Raw genomic sequence first — 14927 nt, forward strand, 5'->3', positions numbered from 1 at the left:
AGCCGCGATCACCCCGATACGCCCGCCGCATCTCGCACCGGGACGACGTCGGCGGTGTGGTACTGGAAGACGAGTCGCGCAGGCACGGCCCCGGCCAGGACCTCCTCCACGGAGGCGTTGACCTGATGCAGCTCGCGCGATTCGGTGACCACCCGCGTGCGCCCGGCGGCGTGCAGCGCGAAGACCTCGGCGAGGTCCTGCCTGGTGCCCACGATCGAGCCGATGATGCTGATCCCCTTCAGCACGGTGTCGAAGATCGGGATGGTCAACTCGCCCCCGGCGGGCAGCGACACCAGCACCAGCCGTCCGCCGCGGTTCAGCGCGCGGAACGCCTGATCGAAGACGCTGGGGGCGACGGCCAGGACCACGACCGCATCCGCACCGCCGAGGGCTCCGATCGCCTCGACCGGATCGGTCTCCCGGGCGTTGATCACATGATCGGCGCCGAGCTCGGTGGCCAGATCCAGCTTCTCGTCGGTGACGTCGACGGCGATGACCTTCGCCCCGACCAGGCGGGCGTACTGCACGGCGAGGTGCCCGAGGCCGCCGACACCGAAGACCACGACGGTCTCCCCCGGGGTGACGTGGGCGTTCTTGATCGCCGCGTAGGTGGTGACTCCGGCGCAGGTGAGCGGTGCGGCATCCAGAGCCGTGATGCCGTCCGGAACGGGTGTGGCGAAGCGCGCGTCGGCGAGCATGTACTCGCTGAATCCGCCGTCGACGGCGTAGCCGTTGTTGTACTGCTGCTCGCAGAGGTTCTCCCGGCCGTCGATGCAGTACCGGCAGTCACCGCACGCGTGACCGAGCCACGGCATCGCGACCCGCTGTCCGATCGTGCGGGTGGTCACGCCCTCGCCGATCCCCTCGATGATGCCCACTCCCTCATGACCGGGGACCAGAGGCAGGTGCGGCTTGACCGGCCAATCGCCCCGCATGGCGTGGATGTCGGTGTGACACAGACCGCAGGTCTCCAGGCGGACCAGGACCTGTCCGGGGCCGGGCTGCGGGATCGAGCGCTCCTCGACCTCTGCCGGTGCACCGAACTCCGTGACGACTGCTGCGCGCATCATTCCTCCTTGACGAGATGGTTGTTCGAGAAGTCTCCCGCCGGCGGTGGGGGCGCAGCGGGCCGAAGGTCCCTCGAGGAGATCGGCACCTCCTGCTCGTGCTCGGGAACCCGCGCCGGCCACCCCAGCTCGTGTTCGATCCGCAGCCGGAGGGTATCCGCCGCGGCCGGCTCTCCGTGTGTGACGTAGACGGCATCCGGCCGCCGAGGGCCCGACCGCATCCAGTCGATGAGATCATCGGCATCCGCGTGCGCCGACATCGAGTCGATGACCGCGACCTCGGCCCGGATCGGCACATCGGCGCCGAAGAGCCGCAGGCTGCGCTCGCCCGCCAGCAACCGCGCCCCGCGCGTCCCCCCGGCCTGGAACCCGGTCAGCACGATGGTGTTGCGTCTGTCCGGACCATAGGCGCGGAGGTGGTGGAGGATGCGGCCACCGGTGAGCATTCCGCTCGCGGACACGATGATCATCGGACCGCCGCGCAGATTGAGCAGCTTCGACTCGTCGACGCTGCGCACCGGCGTCGCGACGGAGTACAGACGCTCGACCTCCTCCGGCGCGATGCGATGCTCGTCGACATGCTCGCGGTAGACGTCGGCGACACTGACCGCCATGGGACTGTTGACGAAGATGGGCACATCGGGGATCTCGCCGCGCTCGCGCAGACGGGACAGGTGCAGCAGGACCGTCTCTGTGCGCCCGACCGCGAACGCCGGGATCAGCACCACACCCCCTCGGCGGACCGTCCGGCGCACGATGTCGCGGAGCTGCGTCTGCGGCTCGGTGCGACTGTGGCGTCGATCGCCGTAGGTGGACTCGGTGACGAGGACATCGGCACCGTCGAACGGATGCGGCGGGCGCATGAGAGGGTCATCGGGGCGGCCCAGGTCGCCGGTGAAGCAGAGCCGGCGGTCGTCGACATCGAGGTAGACGCTCATGGCGCCCAGGATGTGTCCGGCCGGGAGGAAGCGTGCGCTCACGGAACCGGCGATCGCGCGTTCGGTCCCGGGCGGCACGGCGACGAACCGGTCCAGCGCGGCGAGCGCGTCATCGACCGTGTACAGCGGCTCGGGGTGCTGATGCCGCGACCAGCCGTGTCGCGCCGCGTGGCGCGCTTCCTCCTCGAGCAGATGCGCGCTGTCGAGCAGCATGATCCGACACAGCGCGAGGGTGCCCGCACTGGCGTAGATGTGTCCGCGGAACCCGTCACGCACGAGTGCCGGCAGGTATCCGGAGTGGTCGAGGTGCGCGTGGGTGAGGACGACGGCGTCGACGGAGCCGGGCGGGACCGGGAACGCGCCACGGTTGCGCGCGCGCAGCACCTTGAATCCCTGGAAGAGCCCGCAGTCGACCAGCACCCGTGAGCAGTCGTCGGTGACGAGATAGCGCGAGCCGGTCACGGTGTCGGCGGCGCCGAGGAAGGCGAGGGTCGCCCCCTCCGCGCTCCGTGCGGAGCGCCGCCGCCTCCCGCTCATCCCTGCACCGGCAGCGCGTGCGCGTCCCGCGCGAGCGCGGCGCCCGCGATCTCACGACCCCAGCGATGCGCGCGGTCCAGCTCCGTGGGCAGCAGACGGCTGTCCTTGTCGACCAGGAAGCTCTCGGGGTAGACGATCTCGTGCAGTCCGCGCTTCTTCAGCCGTCTCGCGATCGCCGTGGCGGCGGATCCGGTGAAGATGCGCGGCATGTCGACCCGGGTGTCGAAGGCGACGGAGCCGAGTGACGCGGACGGGGCGTGCTCGAGCCATTCCCGGACGCCGGTGGCGTCGCTGTCGACGGCGAGACGCAGATGCCGCGCGGGGTCGCGGGCCCACCGTTCGGCTTCGGACCGAGACGCGGGGCTGCTCAGCGAATGCGCATGGGTCGGCGCCCCGACGAGGAGGACCTCGCACTCGGCGAGTGCCGAGGCCTCGCCGACCGGGATGACCGAGACCGGCAGCTCCTCGCGGATGCCGTCCGCGATCGCCTCGGCGATCTGCCGCGTGTTCCCGAACAGCGATTCGACGACGATCGTGACGACCGGACGGGGCCGCGATGCGGCGGCGGCGGTCACTGTCCCTCCTCCATACGGATCAGCGCGCCGATGTCGATCGGCTGCGTGGGCGGGAGGTGCAGGTCGGTCGGACCGACGGGAGTCGGGCGGCTGGCGAGGATCGAGTCGGTCATGATGCTCCTTCGAGAGTGGGCTGAGTTCCCCCGGCTCCGCCATCGTTCCTCCTCGACCGTCGCCTTCCGTGGGCCGAACGTCCCGCCGGGAGGCAGCGGCCCGACCTCCGCCGGAGGACCTTGTGCCTCTCTCCCCGCCTCGGACGCCTCTAGGCTCCGAGACCGACACCGGAGAAGGGCAGGAGACGATGACGATCTTCGATCACGACGATCCGAACGATCACCGCGAAGCGATCACGGACGCCATCGGCGCAGGCGACGACGACGAGCGTCCGGGGCGTCCCACGACGAACTGGCACACGCAGCACGCGGAGACCCTCACTCGGGGTGAACGCGCCGCCGACACCCTGCGCAACGGCATGGGTTCGTGGCTGTTCATCGGATGCTTCCTCGCCTTCATGCTCGCCTGGGCTTTCGTGAACGCGATGGACTTCTCCTGGGATCCGTACCCGTACATCCTGTTGAACCTCTTCCTCAGCATGCTCGCCGGACTCCAGGGCGCCATCCTCCTCATCGCGGCGAAGCGCCAGGATGCGATCGCGGCGGTCCTCGCGCGGCACGATTACGAGACGAACGTGGCGGCCAAGCGCGAGCTCGAGGAGCTGATGGAGATCAACCGCCTCCAGCTGTCGCTGCTGCGCCGGCTGCACGCGCAGCAGACAGGCGTATCCTCTGCGTCCGATCTCGACCGCGCGGGTCCGCTCCGCGACGTCTGACCGCCCGCTGGCGGATGCCGGCCCACAGGCCGACGCGCGTCAGTCCCGCCCGCCGTCAGCCGGTCCTCGGGCGAGTCGCTCGGCCGCCCCGTATACCGCGGCCTGGGTGCGCCGCTCCATGCCGAGCTTGGCGAGCAGCCCTGAGACGTAGTTCTTCACGGTCTTCTCGGCCAGCCCGAGACGCTCCCCGATCTGGCGGTTCGTGAGCCCCTCCGCGATCAGTCGCAGCACCTGACGCTCCCGCAGCGCGAGGTCGACCGACGGGGAGCGCGCCGCGAGCGCGCGCGCCTCGAGGTGGCGATGCACTCCGGCGGAGATCTCGGCCGAGATGAGGTTCTCGCCTCGCGCGGAACGATGGATCGACTCGACGAGGCCGGTTCCTTCGATCGTCTTGAGCACGTACCCGGATGCTCCCGCCATGACTGCGGCGATGCTCGCCGCATCATCGTCGAACGCGGTCAGCATCAGGCAGCGGATCTCGGGATGCTCGGAGCGGATGATCCGACAGAGATCGATCCCGCTCCCGTCAGGGAGGTGGACGTCGATCACGACCACATCCGGAGACGTCGCGGCGATGCGTCCGAGGGTGCCTTTGACCCCGCCCGATTCCCCGACGACGTCGAGCTCGGGGTCGGCATCGATGATGCGGATCACCCCGCGCCGCACGATCTCGTGGTCGTCCACCAGGAAGACCCGCGTCATCCTCCGACCTCCGGCCCCGATTCCAGCGGAACGTGCCACCGCACCCGCGTGCCCCCCGTGCGGCGCCGTTCGATGTTGCAGACGCCCCCGTGCGCGCGCGCACGAGCGGCGAGGTTCCCCGTCCCGCTGGCGCGCGACGGATTCTCGGGTATCCCGATGCCGTCGTCGTCGACGATGATCGTGACGTGCGACGCCGTCGCGGCGACGCTGACCTCCGTGACCGTCGCCCGCGCGTGACGGGCGACGTTGGTGAGCGATTCCCTCACCACGGCGACCGCATCCTCGGCGAGAGCGCCGGTGACCAGCAGGTCGACCGGACCGGCGAAGGCGATCCGGGGCGCGCTGTCGAGGAGAGGCGCGAGTTCGTTCGCCACGTCGAGCAGACGATGGCGCACGGATCCGGGGTCGGATGTCTGAAGGGTGAAGATCGCCGTGCGGAAGTCGGCGATCGCGGCGTCGATCTCGCGCACCTGAGCCGCGATGCTCGCGGCGTGCGCGGGCACCTTCGCCGCCAGCGCCTGCAGGCCGAGCCCGGTGCCGAAGAGCCGCTGGATCACGTTGTCGTGCAGATCGCGGGCGATGCGCGCGCGATCCTCGATCACGTCCAGGCGCTGGCGGTCGGTACGGGCCTGGGCGAGGGCCAGCGCCAGGCCGGCCTGCGACGCGAACTCCGCCAGGGTCGACAGGTCCTCGGGCGAGAAGCGCCGACCGGTCACCGTGCGGGTGACATACAGGGCACCGGCCGACGCTCCGGCCACGATCAACGGAACGGCGACCGTCGATCCTCCGGTGAACGGCGTCCGCGCGAAGAACGGGTCGACCGATCCCTCGGATGCCACGATGCCCCCGCTGCGCATGGCCCGGGAGACGACCGAATCGACACCGTGCATCTCGGCGCCCTCGACGGCTTCCGCCCCGATCCCGCGTGCCGTCTCGACGCGGTACCCCTCCGTGAGCGGGTCGGGGACCACGATGCAGACCAGGTCCGCGTCGACCAACGCGGCGACCCGCTCGGCCAGCACGCCGAACACGTCGCCGGAATCCGGCGCCAGAAGCGCTGCGCTGATCTCGGCGAGCGCGCTGCTCAGCCGCTGGAGCCGTCGTGATTCCTCGAACCGACGCGCGTTGTCGATCGCGATCGCCGCCGTCGATGCCAGGGCGAGCACGAGCTCCTCGTCCTCATCCGTGAACGAGCCACCCGCACGGTTCGTGAGGTACAGGTTTCCGAAGATCTCGCCGCGCACCCGGATCGGCACGCCCAGGAAGCTGCGCATCGGTGGATGATGCGCGGGGAAACCGACCGACCGCGGGTCGTCCCCGAGATTCTCCAGGCGGATCGGATGCTCACTCTCGATGACCGCGCCGAGGATGCCGTGCCCCTCGGGCAGATGACCGATCTCCGAGGCCACGTCCTCGGGGATCCCGACGTGGATGAACTGCTCGAGGAGGCCGTCGCGATCGATGACGCCGAGCGCCGCGTACTGTGCGTCCACCAGAGACAGAGCCGCTTCGGCGATGTGACGCAGCACCTGTTCGAGCTCGAGGTTCTCGACCACCACCTGATTCGCCCGCAGGAGACTCTGCAATCGCCCCTGAGTGGCGAGGACCAGGTGGGCTCGATCCACGAGTTCCCCGATCGTGTTCTCCAGTTCCGACCGCCGCCGCGCGGGGAACTCGAGATTCTCGTCGTCCATCGCACCCCCTTTTGGGCCGCCCCTGCCGACGATATACCAGTGTCCGGCCGCGTAGAAGGACCTTGGACTCTTCCGTCGGCGGCACCGCGCATCGCACCATGGGTGTCGCGCTTCCGCGGGGAGCGGCATGGAGAGAGGCGGCATGACATGCCCGGTCGATATGTACTCGGGGTCGGGGGCGCTGATCCCGCGGAGGCGGCGGATTCATGGGCGCGTTCGCACGCCGCGCGGTCGGGATCGGCCTTCGTCCGGGTGAGGGTCGGGAGCTCCGGCGACCGCGGCGCTCCCCCGGACGCTCGTGGGGCCCACGCGATCACGATCGCGGGCACAGATGCGGCGGGCACGATCGCCCTCCCCGCGGCCCCGATCCCTGCGGCCGTCGCGGAGTTCCTCCGCCCCGACGACATCCTCGTGATCGGCACGGGCAAGACCGGGTTCATCCGCAGCCGCGTGTTCGGCACGCTGACGCTGCAGATCGTCGCGCTCGCGCCCTGTACCGTCGCGGTGGTCCCGGAGGTCGATCTGCGCTTCCGGGCGGGCGTGGTCGCCGGCGTGAAGGACGACGACCTGATGTCCCACGTCGTCCGCGCTGCCGCGGACGAGGCGGCGGCGCGAGAGGAGCGCGTGCAACTGGTCCACTCGTCGTTCGCCGGGATCGTTCCGGCACCAGTCCCGATCGGGCGGGACGTGCTCGAGCGCGCCAAGGCGGTCGCGATGAGCCGACGGCCAGGCGCGGGCGTGTGGGCACGGGCCAGTGCCCGACAACCCGCCGAAGCGTTGCTGGATGCGTCCCGCAACGCGTCCCTTCTCGTCATCGGTGCCGGGCGCTCCTCGGGTGCGAGCCGCACACTGGGGTCCGTGGTCCACGACGTGCTCGTGAACATCAATGCTCCGGTCCTGATCGTGCGCCACGCTCCCGTGATCTGACGACGGCGCCGCGCCCCGCCGGGCGCCCTCCCGCGAGGTACCCTGTCCTCACCCGCGGCGAGCACATCTCGGTCCGCATCCACGCGATTCCAGGATCGGAGTGCCCGCATGTTCCGCATCTTCCTCGTCGACGACCACGAGGTGGTGCGCCGAGGCATCTCCGACCTGCTCGAAGCGCACTCCGACCTGACGGTGGTCGGCGAGGCCGCGACCTGCGGTGAGGCGATCACACGGATCGCGGCGACTCTGCCCGATGTCGCCGTGCTGGACGTGCATCTGCCCGACGGCAGCGGTATCGATCTGTGCCGCCGCATCCGCCAGGAGCATCCGAGCGTGCAGTGCCTGATCCTCACCGCCTTCGACGATGACGACGCCCTGTTCGCCGCGCTCCTGGGAGACGCGGCGGGCTACCTCGTGAAGACCTTGCGCACCGACGATCTCGTCGACGCGATCCGCGCCGTCGCGAACGGCAGACGGCTGCTGAAGCCGTCGATGGTCCACCGCGTGACACGCGGTCTGAGCACGGCCGACACCGAGGATCCGCGGTTCGGCGCGCTGAGCCAGCGGGAGCGGGAGATCCTCGCACTGATCGCCGAAGGGCTGTCGAACCGGCAGATCGGCGCGCGTCTCGGCCTGGCGGAGAAGACCGTGAAGAACTACGTCTCGTCACTCCTCAGCAAGCTCGGCCTCGAGCGCCGCACCCAGGCCGCCATCCTCCACACCGAACGGAAGAATCGCTCCGGTGCTCACGACGGATCGGTGGACCGACCCGGCCCGTAGCGGTCGACCTCGATGCGGTTGTCGACGTCGGTCACGTGCGGCGACGCCCACGCCGCCTCGGCCGCCTGGCTCTTCTCCGGCCAGGACCGCACGGTTCCCGTGAGGGTCGCCCTGGTCCCGGCGACGGACACGCCGATCGTGCCGGCATCCAGCTGTGCATGGCGCACGATCGCGCCGCGGATGCGCTCCGCAGCGTCCTCGGCGGAGGGCCGCGCCGTCAACGTGATCCTGCTGGTGACGGCGCGCACCCCCTTCAGGTGCTGGACCGCGCGCTTCGCCGCGCGACGCTGGTGATCCCACTCGACCTCGCCGACGAGGACGACGTCGCCGTGACCGACCAGTGCCTTCACGCCGAGCGGAACATCGCTCGCGGCACGGAGGGCGTGCTCCACCTCGCGGGCGATGTCCGTGTCGGTGATCTGCTGCCCGTGCGCCGAGCGCACGACGAGGTCGTCGATCACCGCGCTCACTCCCCGCACACGCAGTGCCGCGTGAGTGGCGGCCAGACGCTCCGTGAAGCTGTCGACCTCTCCCGAGAGCGCGACCGTCCCCTCCTCGACCGCCACCCCGATGCCCGCGTCATCGACGTCCGGGGTCCACTGCAGCTCCTGCAGCACGGTTCTCTGGATGTCCCGGTCGTCGATGTGCGCCGTGGTCGCCATGGTCGTGGCCTTCCTGTGTCGACACCCGTGTGCCCGGATGCACGGATGAGTCTGCTCCTCGCCTGCCAGGGGAGGAGAGCCCTTGGTCCCGTCGAGGTGTCACCCCTGTGGCGTCGGCGTCGGCGGCGTCGTCGACCATCTCCAGTGCGCGATCTCGGGCGCATCCTCGCCGTGCCGACGCGTGTACGCCCGTGCACGCACCCGGGAGTCCTGCATCTCCTGACGCAGCCCCGCCTCTCTCGCGCCCAGGCCGGGAACCCGGTCGATCACGTCCATCACCAGGCGGAACCGGTCGATGTCGTTCATCATGACCATGTCGAAGGGCGTGGTCGTCGTGCCCTCCTCCTTGTACCCGCGCACGTGCAGCTGATCGTGTCCGTGCCGCCGGTAGGTCAGCCGATGGATGAGCCACGGGTAGCCGTGATACGCGAAGATGACCGGCCTGTCGGCAGTGAAGATCGCGTCGTATTCGCGGTCGTCGAGACCGTGCGGATGCTCCCCCTCGCTCTGCAGCCGCATGAGATCGACCACGTTGACGACGCGCACCTTCAGCCCAGGGATCCGGGCGCGCAGGATCGATGCCGCCGCCAGCACCTCCAGGGTCGGCACGTCTCCGGCCGCGGCGAGGACCACGTCGGGTTCCTCGCCGGGTTGCTCCGAGCCCGCCCACTCGAGCAGTCCCAGTCCGCGGGTGCAGTGCTCGATCGCCGCGTCCATCGAGAGCCAGTTCGGGGCCGGCTGCTTCCCGGCGACGACGACGTTGACGTAGTCGCGCGAGCGCAGGCAGTGGTCGTAGGTCGACAGCAGGGTGTTGGCATCGAACGGCAGGTAGACGCGCACCACATCCGCCTTCTTGTTCACGACGTGGTCGATGAACCCGGGGTCCTGGTGCGAGAGGCCGTTGTGGTCCTGGCGCCAGACGTGCGAGCTGAGCAGGTAGTTGAGGGAGGAGATCGGTCGGCGCCAGGGGATGCCCCGGGTGGTCTTGAGCCACTTCGCGTGCTGGTTGAACATCGAATCGACGATGTGGATGAAGGCCTCGTACGAGGTGAGGAGCCCGTGCCGGCCGGTCAGCAGATAGCCCTCGAGCCACCCCTGGCACTGATGCTCGCTGAGCATCTCCACGACCCGCCCGGTCGGTGCGAGATGGTTGTCGGCATCCATCGGGAGCGACTCCGCGTTCCACTGCTTGTCGGTCACCTCGAAGACCGCGTCCAGCCGGTTCGAGGCCGTCTCGTCCGGCCCGAAGATGCGGAAGTCGCGCGGATTGGCCGCGATCACGTCACGCAACCAGACCCCGAGCACACGCGTCGCCTCGCTCTGCGACGCTCCGGGGGCCGGCACGTCGACCGCGTAGTCGCGGAAGTCCGGCAGCCGCAGGTCCTTCCGCAGCAGACCGCCGTTCGCGTTCGGATTCGCGCTCATCCGGAGATCGCCCTCGGGCGCCAGCGCGGTGATCGATGCGACGACAGCCCCGTCCTCGTCGAAGAGCTCTTCCGGGCGGTACGACCGCATCCAGGATTCGAGGAGTCGCGTGTGCGCCTCGGTGTCGCGCGCATCGCGGAGCGGCACCTGGTGGGAGCGCCAGTTGTCCTCCGCCGGATGTCCGTCGATCTCCCGCGGACAGGTCCACCCTTTCGGCGTGCGCAGGATGATCATCGGCCACGCCGGTCGCGTGTCGAGGGTGCCGGCCTGCGCCTCCGCCTTGATCCGCGCGATCTGGTCGAGCACCTCGTCGAGCACGCGCGCGAACCGGCGGTGCACGTCGATCGGGTCCTCCCCGTCGAACCCGCCGGAGACGAGGTAGGGGGTGTGCCCGTACCCCCGCATGAGCTCGAGCAGTTCGGCCTCGGGGATGCGGGCGAGCACCGTGGGGTTCGCGATCTTGTAGCCGTTGAGATGCAGGATCGGCAGGACCACCCCGTCGTGCACGGGATCGAGGAACTTGTTGCCGTGCCACCCCGTGGCCAGTGGTCCGGTCTCCGCCTCGCCGTCGCCGACGACGGCGGCCACCAGGAGGTCGGGGTTGTCGAACGCCGCACCGTAGGCATGGGAGAGGGAGTAGCCCAGCTCGCCGCCCTCGTGGATCGACCCCGGAGTCTCGGGGGCCACATGACTCGGGATGCCGCCGGGGAAGGAGAACTGGCGGAACAGCCGACGCAGTCCGTCCTCCGAGCGGTCGATCGAGTTGTAGACCTCGCTGTACGTGCCGTCCAGGTAGGCGTTGGCGACCATGCCCGGGCCTCCGTGGCCAGGACCGGCGATGTAGATCGTGGAGAGCGACCGTTCCCGGATGACCCGGTTGAGGTGCGCGTACACGAAGTTGAGGCCCGGGGTCGTGCCCCAGTGTCCGAGCAGTCGCGGCTTGATGTGCTCCCGACGGAGAGGTTCGCGCAGCAGCGGATTGTCGAGCAGGTAGATCTGCCCGACGGAGAGGTAGTTGGCCGCTCGCCACCAGGAGTTCAGCGCCTGGAGCGTCCGCATCGGGAGCTCCTGCGCAGCGTCCCGTTCAGAGTCCACTGACGGTGATCCGGTTGTCCACGTCGGTGACGTGGGGCGACGCCCAGGCCGCGTTGGCCGCCTGACGGCGTTCAGCCCACGACTTCACGGTTCCCGTGAGGATCGCGGTGTTCCCCTCGGTGCGGACGTGGATGCGCTCGGCCTCGAGCTGAGCGTTGCGCAGGAGTGCTTTGCGGATCTGGTCTTCCGTGCCGACGGCCGAGGGGCGCGATGCGAGTGTGACCATGCTGGTGACCGAGTAGACGCCGCGCAGGTACTGCACAGCGCGCGTGGCCGCCGTGCGCTGGAAGTCCCACTGCGCCTCACCCGTGAGCGTCACGCTGTGCCCGTGGATCTCCGCCTGCACCGTCTCCGGGACGTTCGCGGCGACGTCGAGGGCGTGCATGACCTCTTTCGCGATGTCGGTCTCGGTGAGCGGCCAGGCCGTCCGCGGATGCACCGTCAGGTCGTCGACGATGGCCCGCACTCCACGCACCCGGCGGGCGGCGCGCTTCGCGGCGAGGCGCTCCGCGTAGGAGTCGACCTCGCCCGACAGGGTGACGGTGCCGTCCTCCACAGCGACGCCGATGCCGGCGGCATCCACGTCGGGGGTCCATTCGAGTTCGTCGATGACGAGGAGCTGCACATCCAGGTCGCTGTCCGTCGCGAGAGCCATCATCGTTCTTCCCTTCAGATCGGGCGCACGTCGTGCGCGTGCCCCCAGGGTCCCTCCGAAGGGTCGGCATCCTCAGGCCCTAGGTCCCGCGAGCGGACGCGCGGTGCGGTCATGTGACCTTCGTCCCGCTCCCCCACGCCGGCGCGGATCACAGTGACGGCATGGACAACTCAGCTGCGGACCGCATCGTCGTCGGCGTGGACGGATCCGAATCCTCGATCGACGCGCTGCGGTACGCCGCGCGCATGGCCGCCGCCCTCGATGCGCCGCTGCACGCGGTGACGACGTGGACCGCCCCGCCGATCGAGCCCTACGTCGCGATCGAGTGGACGCCGGAGAAGTACGCCGAGGAGACGCTCGACATCGCGGTCAGAGAGGCATTCGGCTCGGCGCCGCCCGAGAGGTTCTCCCGTGCGGTGCTTCCCGGCCCTGCGGCACGCACCCTCATCGGTCTCAGCCGCCGGTCCGCGATGCTGGTGCTCGGCAGCCGCGGTCACGGCGGATTCGTCGGGCTGCTGCTCGGCTCGGTGAGCGCCACCTGTGCCGAGCACGCGCACTGCCCCGTGCTGATCGTGCACTCGCGCCCGGCTCGCGACGACGAGCCCGCGGGCACGGAAGACACAGAGAGCCGACTACGGGACTCGAACCCGTAACCCCCGTATTACAAGTACGGTGCGCTACCAATTGCGCCAAGTCGGCGGGTGCCACCAGTTTAGCGATGGCGGGAGGCCGGTCCGAACTTACGGGGCGGGCGTCTCGGTCGGTTCGGTGCTGGGCGCCGGGGTGGGCGTCGCCGTCTCGTAGTACGCGTCGCTCGCGACCGTGAGCACGAACTGCGAGAACTCCGCGGGGTCGTCCAGGGCGCCCACGTAGGCCTCGCCGTTGGCGACGATCATCGGCGCCGAGGTCAGCTCCAGATCATCGGATCCGGCGAGTGGGCCGTCGAGAGCCCGCGTGGTGGCATCCTTCGCCCAGGTCACGAAGTCCGCGTCCTCGATGCACGCGCGCACGGCCTTGGTGTTGTCGACGCCGACGGCGCCGGCGACATCCGCGAGCTCCGCGTCGGAGAGACCGTCGCTGCCGACCTCGGGCTGCTTGTCGAGCAGGTCGTGGTTGAAGGCGTAGAACTGCTCGGGAGAGTGCGTCGCGACGCAGGCGGCTGCCGCCGCGGAACGCAGCGAGTACTTGGTGCCGTTCGAGCTGGCGGTCAGCAGCGCCACCGGGTGGTAGCTCACCGTGACCGCGCCCTCGCCGATCCACCCGGCGAGCTGACGCGCGTTGGCGCGCTCGAACTCCCCCGCCTCGGGCGACAGGTAGTCGACGTAGATGTGGATGTCGACGCCCTCGGAGGCCGTGGGCTCGGGCGCCGGCTGCGCTTCTTCCGAACCGGCATCCGTCGCTTCGGGGTTCGGGGTGGCGGCGCCGGCCTCGACGGACGCGGCGGCGACATCGGTCACGATGACGCCGTCCCCGTCCATGCCCGTCGGACTCAGCTGCGGCTTCGAGACCTGCGCCGAGACAGCGAGGGTCACGGCGGTACCGATCGCGCCGACGGCGATGACCGCCACCGCGCCGATGATGATCCGTCGCAGCACGCGCGCCCTCGACTGCTGGGCGTGCACCTGCTGGGCCTTCTCCCGCACGGCCTCGCGAGAATTGCGAGGCGTGGGGACGTTCGGCGTTTCGTCGCTCGACATCGTTCCTCTTGAGTCTGTGGGGGTCCGGGTTGGCCCCGACCGACGCTTCCTGCGCCGATCGCCGCGAAGGCGGCCGGGTTCGATGTTAACCAGTCAGTCTGAGAATCACCCAGGTGGCACGGTTCATGTCATACTGAACCCGACCCAATGAGGGGTCGCGGCGGGTCCTCCCGCCGATTCCATCACAACGGATCGTCCGGCACGTACCTGCCGGTGAAGGAGAAGCATCATGGCATCTGTCACATTCGATGACGCCACCCGCCTGTACCCCGGCGGAACCCGTCCGGCCGTCGACAAGCTCAACCTCGAGGTCGGAGACGGCGAGTTCCTCGTCCTGGTCGGCCCCTCCGGTTGCGGTAAGTCCACGTCCCTCCGCATGCTCGCCGGCCTCGAAGAGGTCAACTCCGGCCGCATCCTCATCGGCGACCGCGACGTCACCGACGTCCCGCCGAAGGACCGCGACATCGCGATGGTGTTCCAGAACTACGCGCTGTACCCGCACATGACGGTCGCCGAGAACATGGGCTTCGCGCTCAAGATCGCCGGCATCGGCAAGGAAGAGCGCGCCACCCGCGTTCTCGAAGCCGCCAAGCTCCTCGACCTCGAGGACTACCTGACCCGCAAGCCGAAGGCCCTCTCCGGTGGTCAGCGTCAGCGCGTCGCCATGGGCCGCGCGATCGTGCGTCAGCCGCAGGTGTTCCTCATGGACGAGCCGCTGTCGAACCTCGACGCCAAGCTCCGCGTGCAGACCCGCACCCAGATCGCGTCGCTGCAGCGTCGCCTGGGCGTCACCACGGTCTACGTCACGCACGACCAGACCGAGGCGCTCACCATGGGCGACCGCATCGCCGTGCTCAAGGACGGCCTGCTCCAGCAGGTCGGCTCGCCGCGCGACCTGTACGAGAAGCCGAACAACGTGTTCGTCGCCGGCTTCATCGGCTCGCCCGCGATGAACCTCTTCTCGGCGGACCTCGCCGAGGGCGGCATCCGCTTCGGCTCCGAGGTCGTCCCCCTCGACCGCGACACGGTGGGTCGTGCCAACGGCTCGCAGGTCACGGTCGGCGTCCGCCCCGAGGACATCGTCGTCGGCCCCGCCGACGGCAAGGGCCTCACGGTCACGGTCGACCTCGTCGAGGAGCTCGGCGCTGACGGCTACCTCTACGGCCACACCGAGATCAACGGCAAGCGCGCCGACCTCGTCGCCCGCGTCGACGGTCGCAGCCACCCGCACGCGGGTGAGACCGTCACCCTCGCGGCGTCGGCGGGCCACGTGCACGCCTTCGACATCGAGTCGGGCGAGCGTCTGAACGACAAGCCGGTCGTCTCCGCCTGATCGGATTCACA

At 69.7% G+C, this 14927-nt stretch carries 14 protein-coding genes and 1 tRNA gene; 5 read left to right on the forward strand and 10 right to left on the reverse strand.

Translation table 11 applies throughout. From position 1 onward, the window contains the following. Positions 1-8 precede the first annotated feature (8 nt). From ACWA14_RS11400 to ACWA14_RS11410, 3 genes are read right to left on the reverse strand one after another with little or no spacing between them, the layout of a single operon-like run. Entirely contained in the window at positions 9-1067 is a 1059-nt protein-coding gene (locus ACWA14_RS11400) for a zinc-dependent alcohol dehydrogenase (protein ID WP_463793528.1), read from the reverse strand. Next, positions 1067-2542, reverse strand: coding sequence for an MBL fold metallo-hydrolase RNA specificity domain-containing protein (locus tag ACWA14_RS11405; protein ID WP_463793530.1), 1476 nt, complete (start codon positions 2540-2542; stop codon positions 1067-1069). The genes ACWA14_RS11400 and ACWA14_RS11405 overlap by 1 nt, the downstream gene beginning before the upstream one ends. Further along, positions 2539-3117, reverse strand: coding sequence for a flavodoxin family protein (locus tag ACWA14_RS11410; protein WP_463793532.1), 579 nt, complete (start codon positions 3115-3117; stop codon positions 2539-2541). Before ACWA14_RS11410 ends, ACWA14_RS11405 begins: the two co-directional genes overlap by 4 nt. 301 nt (positions 3118-3418) lie before the next feature. Between ACWA14_RS11410 and ACWA14_RS11415 the strand changes: the two genes are divergently transcribed. Further along, positions 3419-3946 carry a DUF1003 domain-containing protein gene (locus ACWA14_RS11415; RefSeq protein WP_463793533.1) on the forward strand — a complete coding sequence of 176 codons (528 nt, stop codon included), beginning with the start codon at positions 3419-3421 and terminating at the stop codon, positions 3944-3946. 39 nt (positions 3947-3985) lie between these two features. On the opposite strand, the gene ACWA14_RS11420 is transcribed toward ACWA14_RS11415, so the two are convergent. Further along, positions 3986-4648: a response regulator gene (locus tag ACWA14_RS11420; protein ID WP_463793535.1), complete on the reverse strand. Its 663-nt coding sequence runs from the start codon at positions 4646-4648 to the stop codon at positions 3986-3988. Continuing rightward, the gene (locus ACWA14_RS11425) at positions 4645-6342 is read right to left on the reverse strand and encodes a GAF domain-containing sensor histidine kinase (protein ID WP_463793538.1); all 1698 of its coding nucleotides are present in this window, start codon (positions 6340-6342) and stop codon (positions 4645-4647) included. Before ACWA14_RS11425 ends, ACWA14_RS11420 begins: the two co-directional genes overlap by 4 nt. Positions 6343-6489: 147 nt before the next feature. Between ACWA14_RS11425 and ACWA14_RS11430 the strand changes: the two genes are divergently transcribed. Both ACWA14_RS11430 and ACWA14_RS11435 read left to right on the forward strand, forming a co-directional pair. Further along, complete coding sequence (locus ACWA14_RS11430) at positions 6490-7269, forward strand: universal stress protein (RefSeq protein ID WP_463793540.1); 780 nt, start codon at positions 6490-6492, stop codon at positions 7267-7269. A 108-nt stretch (positions 7270-7377) separates the two neighbouring features. Next, on the forward strand, positions 7378-8049 hold the full coding sequence (locus ACWA14_RS11435; protein WP_463793542.1) for a response regulator: 672 nt from the start codon (positions 7378-7380) through the stop codon (positions 8047-8049). On the opposite strand, the gene ACWA14_RS11440 is transcribed toward ACWA14_RS11435, so the two are convergent. From ACWA14_RS11440 to ACWA14_RS11450, 3 genes are all read right to left on the reverse strand, one after another. After that, complete coding sequence (locus ACWA14_RS11440; RefSeq protein WP_463793544.1) at positions 8016-8711, reverse strand: BON domain-containing protein; 696 nt, start codon at positions 8709-8711, stop codon at positions 8016-8018. The two genes, ACWA14_RS11435 and ACWA14_RS11440, sit on opposite strands and share 34 nt — an antisense overlap. Positions 8712-8810: 99 nt before the next feature. Continuing rightward, positions 8811-11231 (reverse strand): phosphoketolase family protein, encoded by a 2421-nt coding sequence (locus tag ACWA14_RS11445; protein WP_463793546.1) that lies wholly within the window; start codon positions 11229-11231, stop codon positions 8811-8813. Continuing rightward, a complete protein-coding gene (locus ACWA14_RS11450; RefSeq protein WP_463793549.1) occupies positions 11221-11886 on the reverse strand; it encodes a BON domain-containing protein in 666 nt (221 codons plus the stop codon). The genes ACWA14_RS11445 and ACWA14_RS11450 overlap by 11 nt, the downstream gene beginning before the upstream one ends. A gap of 161 nt (positions 11887-12047) precedes the next feature. On the opposite strand from ACWA14_RS11450, the gene ACWA14_RS11455 reads away from it, so the two are divergent. After that, positions 12048-12539 carry a universal stress protein gene (locus ACWA14_RS11455; protein WP_463793551.1) on the forward strand — a complete coding sequence of 164 codons (492 nt, stop codon included), beginning with the start codon at positions 12048-12050 and terminating at the stop codon, positions 12537-12539. Here ACWA14_RS11455 and ACWA14_RS11460 read toward each other — a convergent pair. Beyond that, positions 12513-12585, reverse strand: a tRNA-Thr gene (locus tag ACWA14_RS11460). The genes ACWA14_RS11455 and ACWA14_RS11460 overlap by 27 nt on opposite strands. Before the next feature lie 41 nt (positions 12586-12626). Continuing rightward, positions 12627-13583, reverse strand: a complete 957-nt coding sequence (locus ACWA14_RS11465) for a DsbA family protein (protein WP_463793552.1) — start codon at positions 13581-13583, stop codon at positions 12627-12629. 229 nt (positions 13584-13812) lie between these two features. Between ACWA14_RS11465 and ACWA14_RS11470 the strand changes: the two genes are divergently transcribed. Beyond that, positions 13813-14916: an ABC transporter ATP-binding protein gene (locus ACWA14_RS11470; RefSeq protein WP_463793554.1), complete on the forward strand. Its 1104-nt coding sequence runs from the start codon at positions 13813-13815 to the stop codon at positions 14914-14916. Positions 14917-14927: the final 11 nt, after the last annotated feature.

The sequence above is a fragment of the Microbacterium sp. TW_SC_2 genome (assembly GCF_055361165.1).

Excerpts from the sequence above, each read along its gene's own strand:
- ACWA14_RS11400 (WP_463793528.1), bottom strand. The coding sequence starts at position 1,067 with ATGCGCGCAGCAGTCGTCACGGAGTTCGGTGCACCGGCAGAGGTCGAG.
- ACWA14_RS11405 (WP_463793530.1), bottom strand. The coding sequence starts at position 2,542 with ATGAGCGGGAGGCGGCGGCGCTCCGCACGGAGCGCGGAGGGGGCGACC.
- ACWA14_RS11415 (WP_463793533.1), top strand. The coding sequence starts at position 3,419 with ATGACGATCTTCGATCACGACGATCCGAACGATCACCGCGAAGCGATC.
- ACWA14_RS11420 (WP_463793535.1), bottom strand. The coding sequence starts at position 4,648 with ATGACGCGGGTCTTCCTGGTGGACGACCACGAGATCGTGCGGCGCGGG.
- ACWA14_RS11425 (WP_463793538.1), bottom strand. The coding sequence starts at position 6,342 with ATGGACGACGAGAATCTCGAGTTCCCCGCGCGGCGGCGGTCGGAACTG.
- ACWA14_RS11430 (WP_463793540.1), top strand. The coding sequence starts at position 6,490 with ATGCCCGGTCGATATGTACTCGGGGTCGGGGGCGCTGATCCCGCGGAG.
- ACWA14_RS11435 (WP_463793542.1), top strand. The coding sequence starts at position 7,378 with ATGTTCCGCATCTTCCTCGTCGACGACCACGAGGTGGTGCGCCGAGGC.
- ACWA14_RS11440 (WP_463793544.1), bottom strand. The coding sequence starts at position 8,711 with ATGGCGACCACGGCGCACATCGACGACCGGGACATCCAGAGAACCGTG.
- ACWA14_RS11450 (WP_463793549.1), bottom strand. The coding sequence starts at position 11,886 with ATGGCTCTCGCGACGGACAGCGACCTGGATGTGCAGCTCCTCGTCATC.
- ACWA14_RS11455 (WP_463793551.1), top strand. The coding sequence starts at position 12,048 with ATGGACAACTCAGCTGCGGACCGCATCGTCGTCGGCGTGGACGGATCC.
- ACWA14_RS11465 (WP_463793552.1), bottom strand. The coding sequence starts at position 13,583 with ATGTCGAGCGACGAAACGCCGAACGTCCCCACGCCTCGCAATTCTCGC.
- ACWA14_RS11470 (WP_463793554.1), top strand. The coding sequence starts at position 13,813 with ATGGCATCTGTCACATTCGATGACGCCACCCGCCTGTACCCCGGCGGA.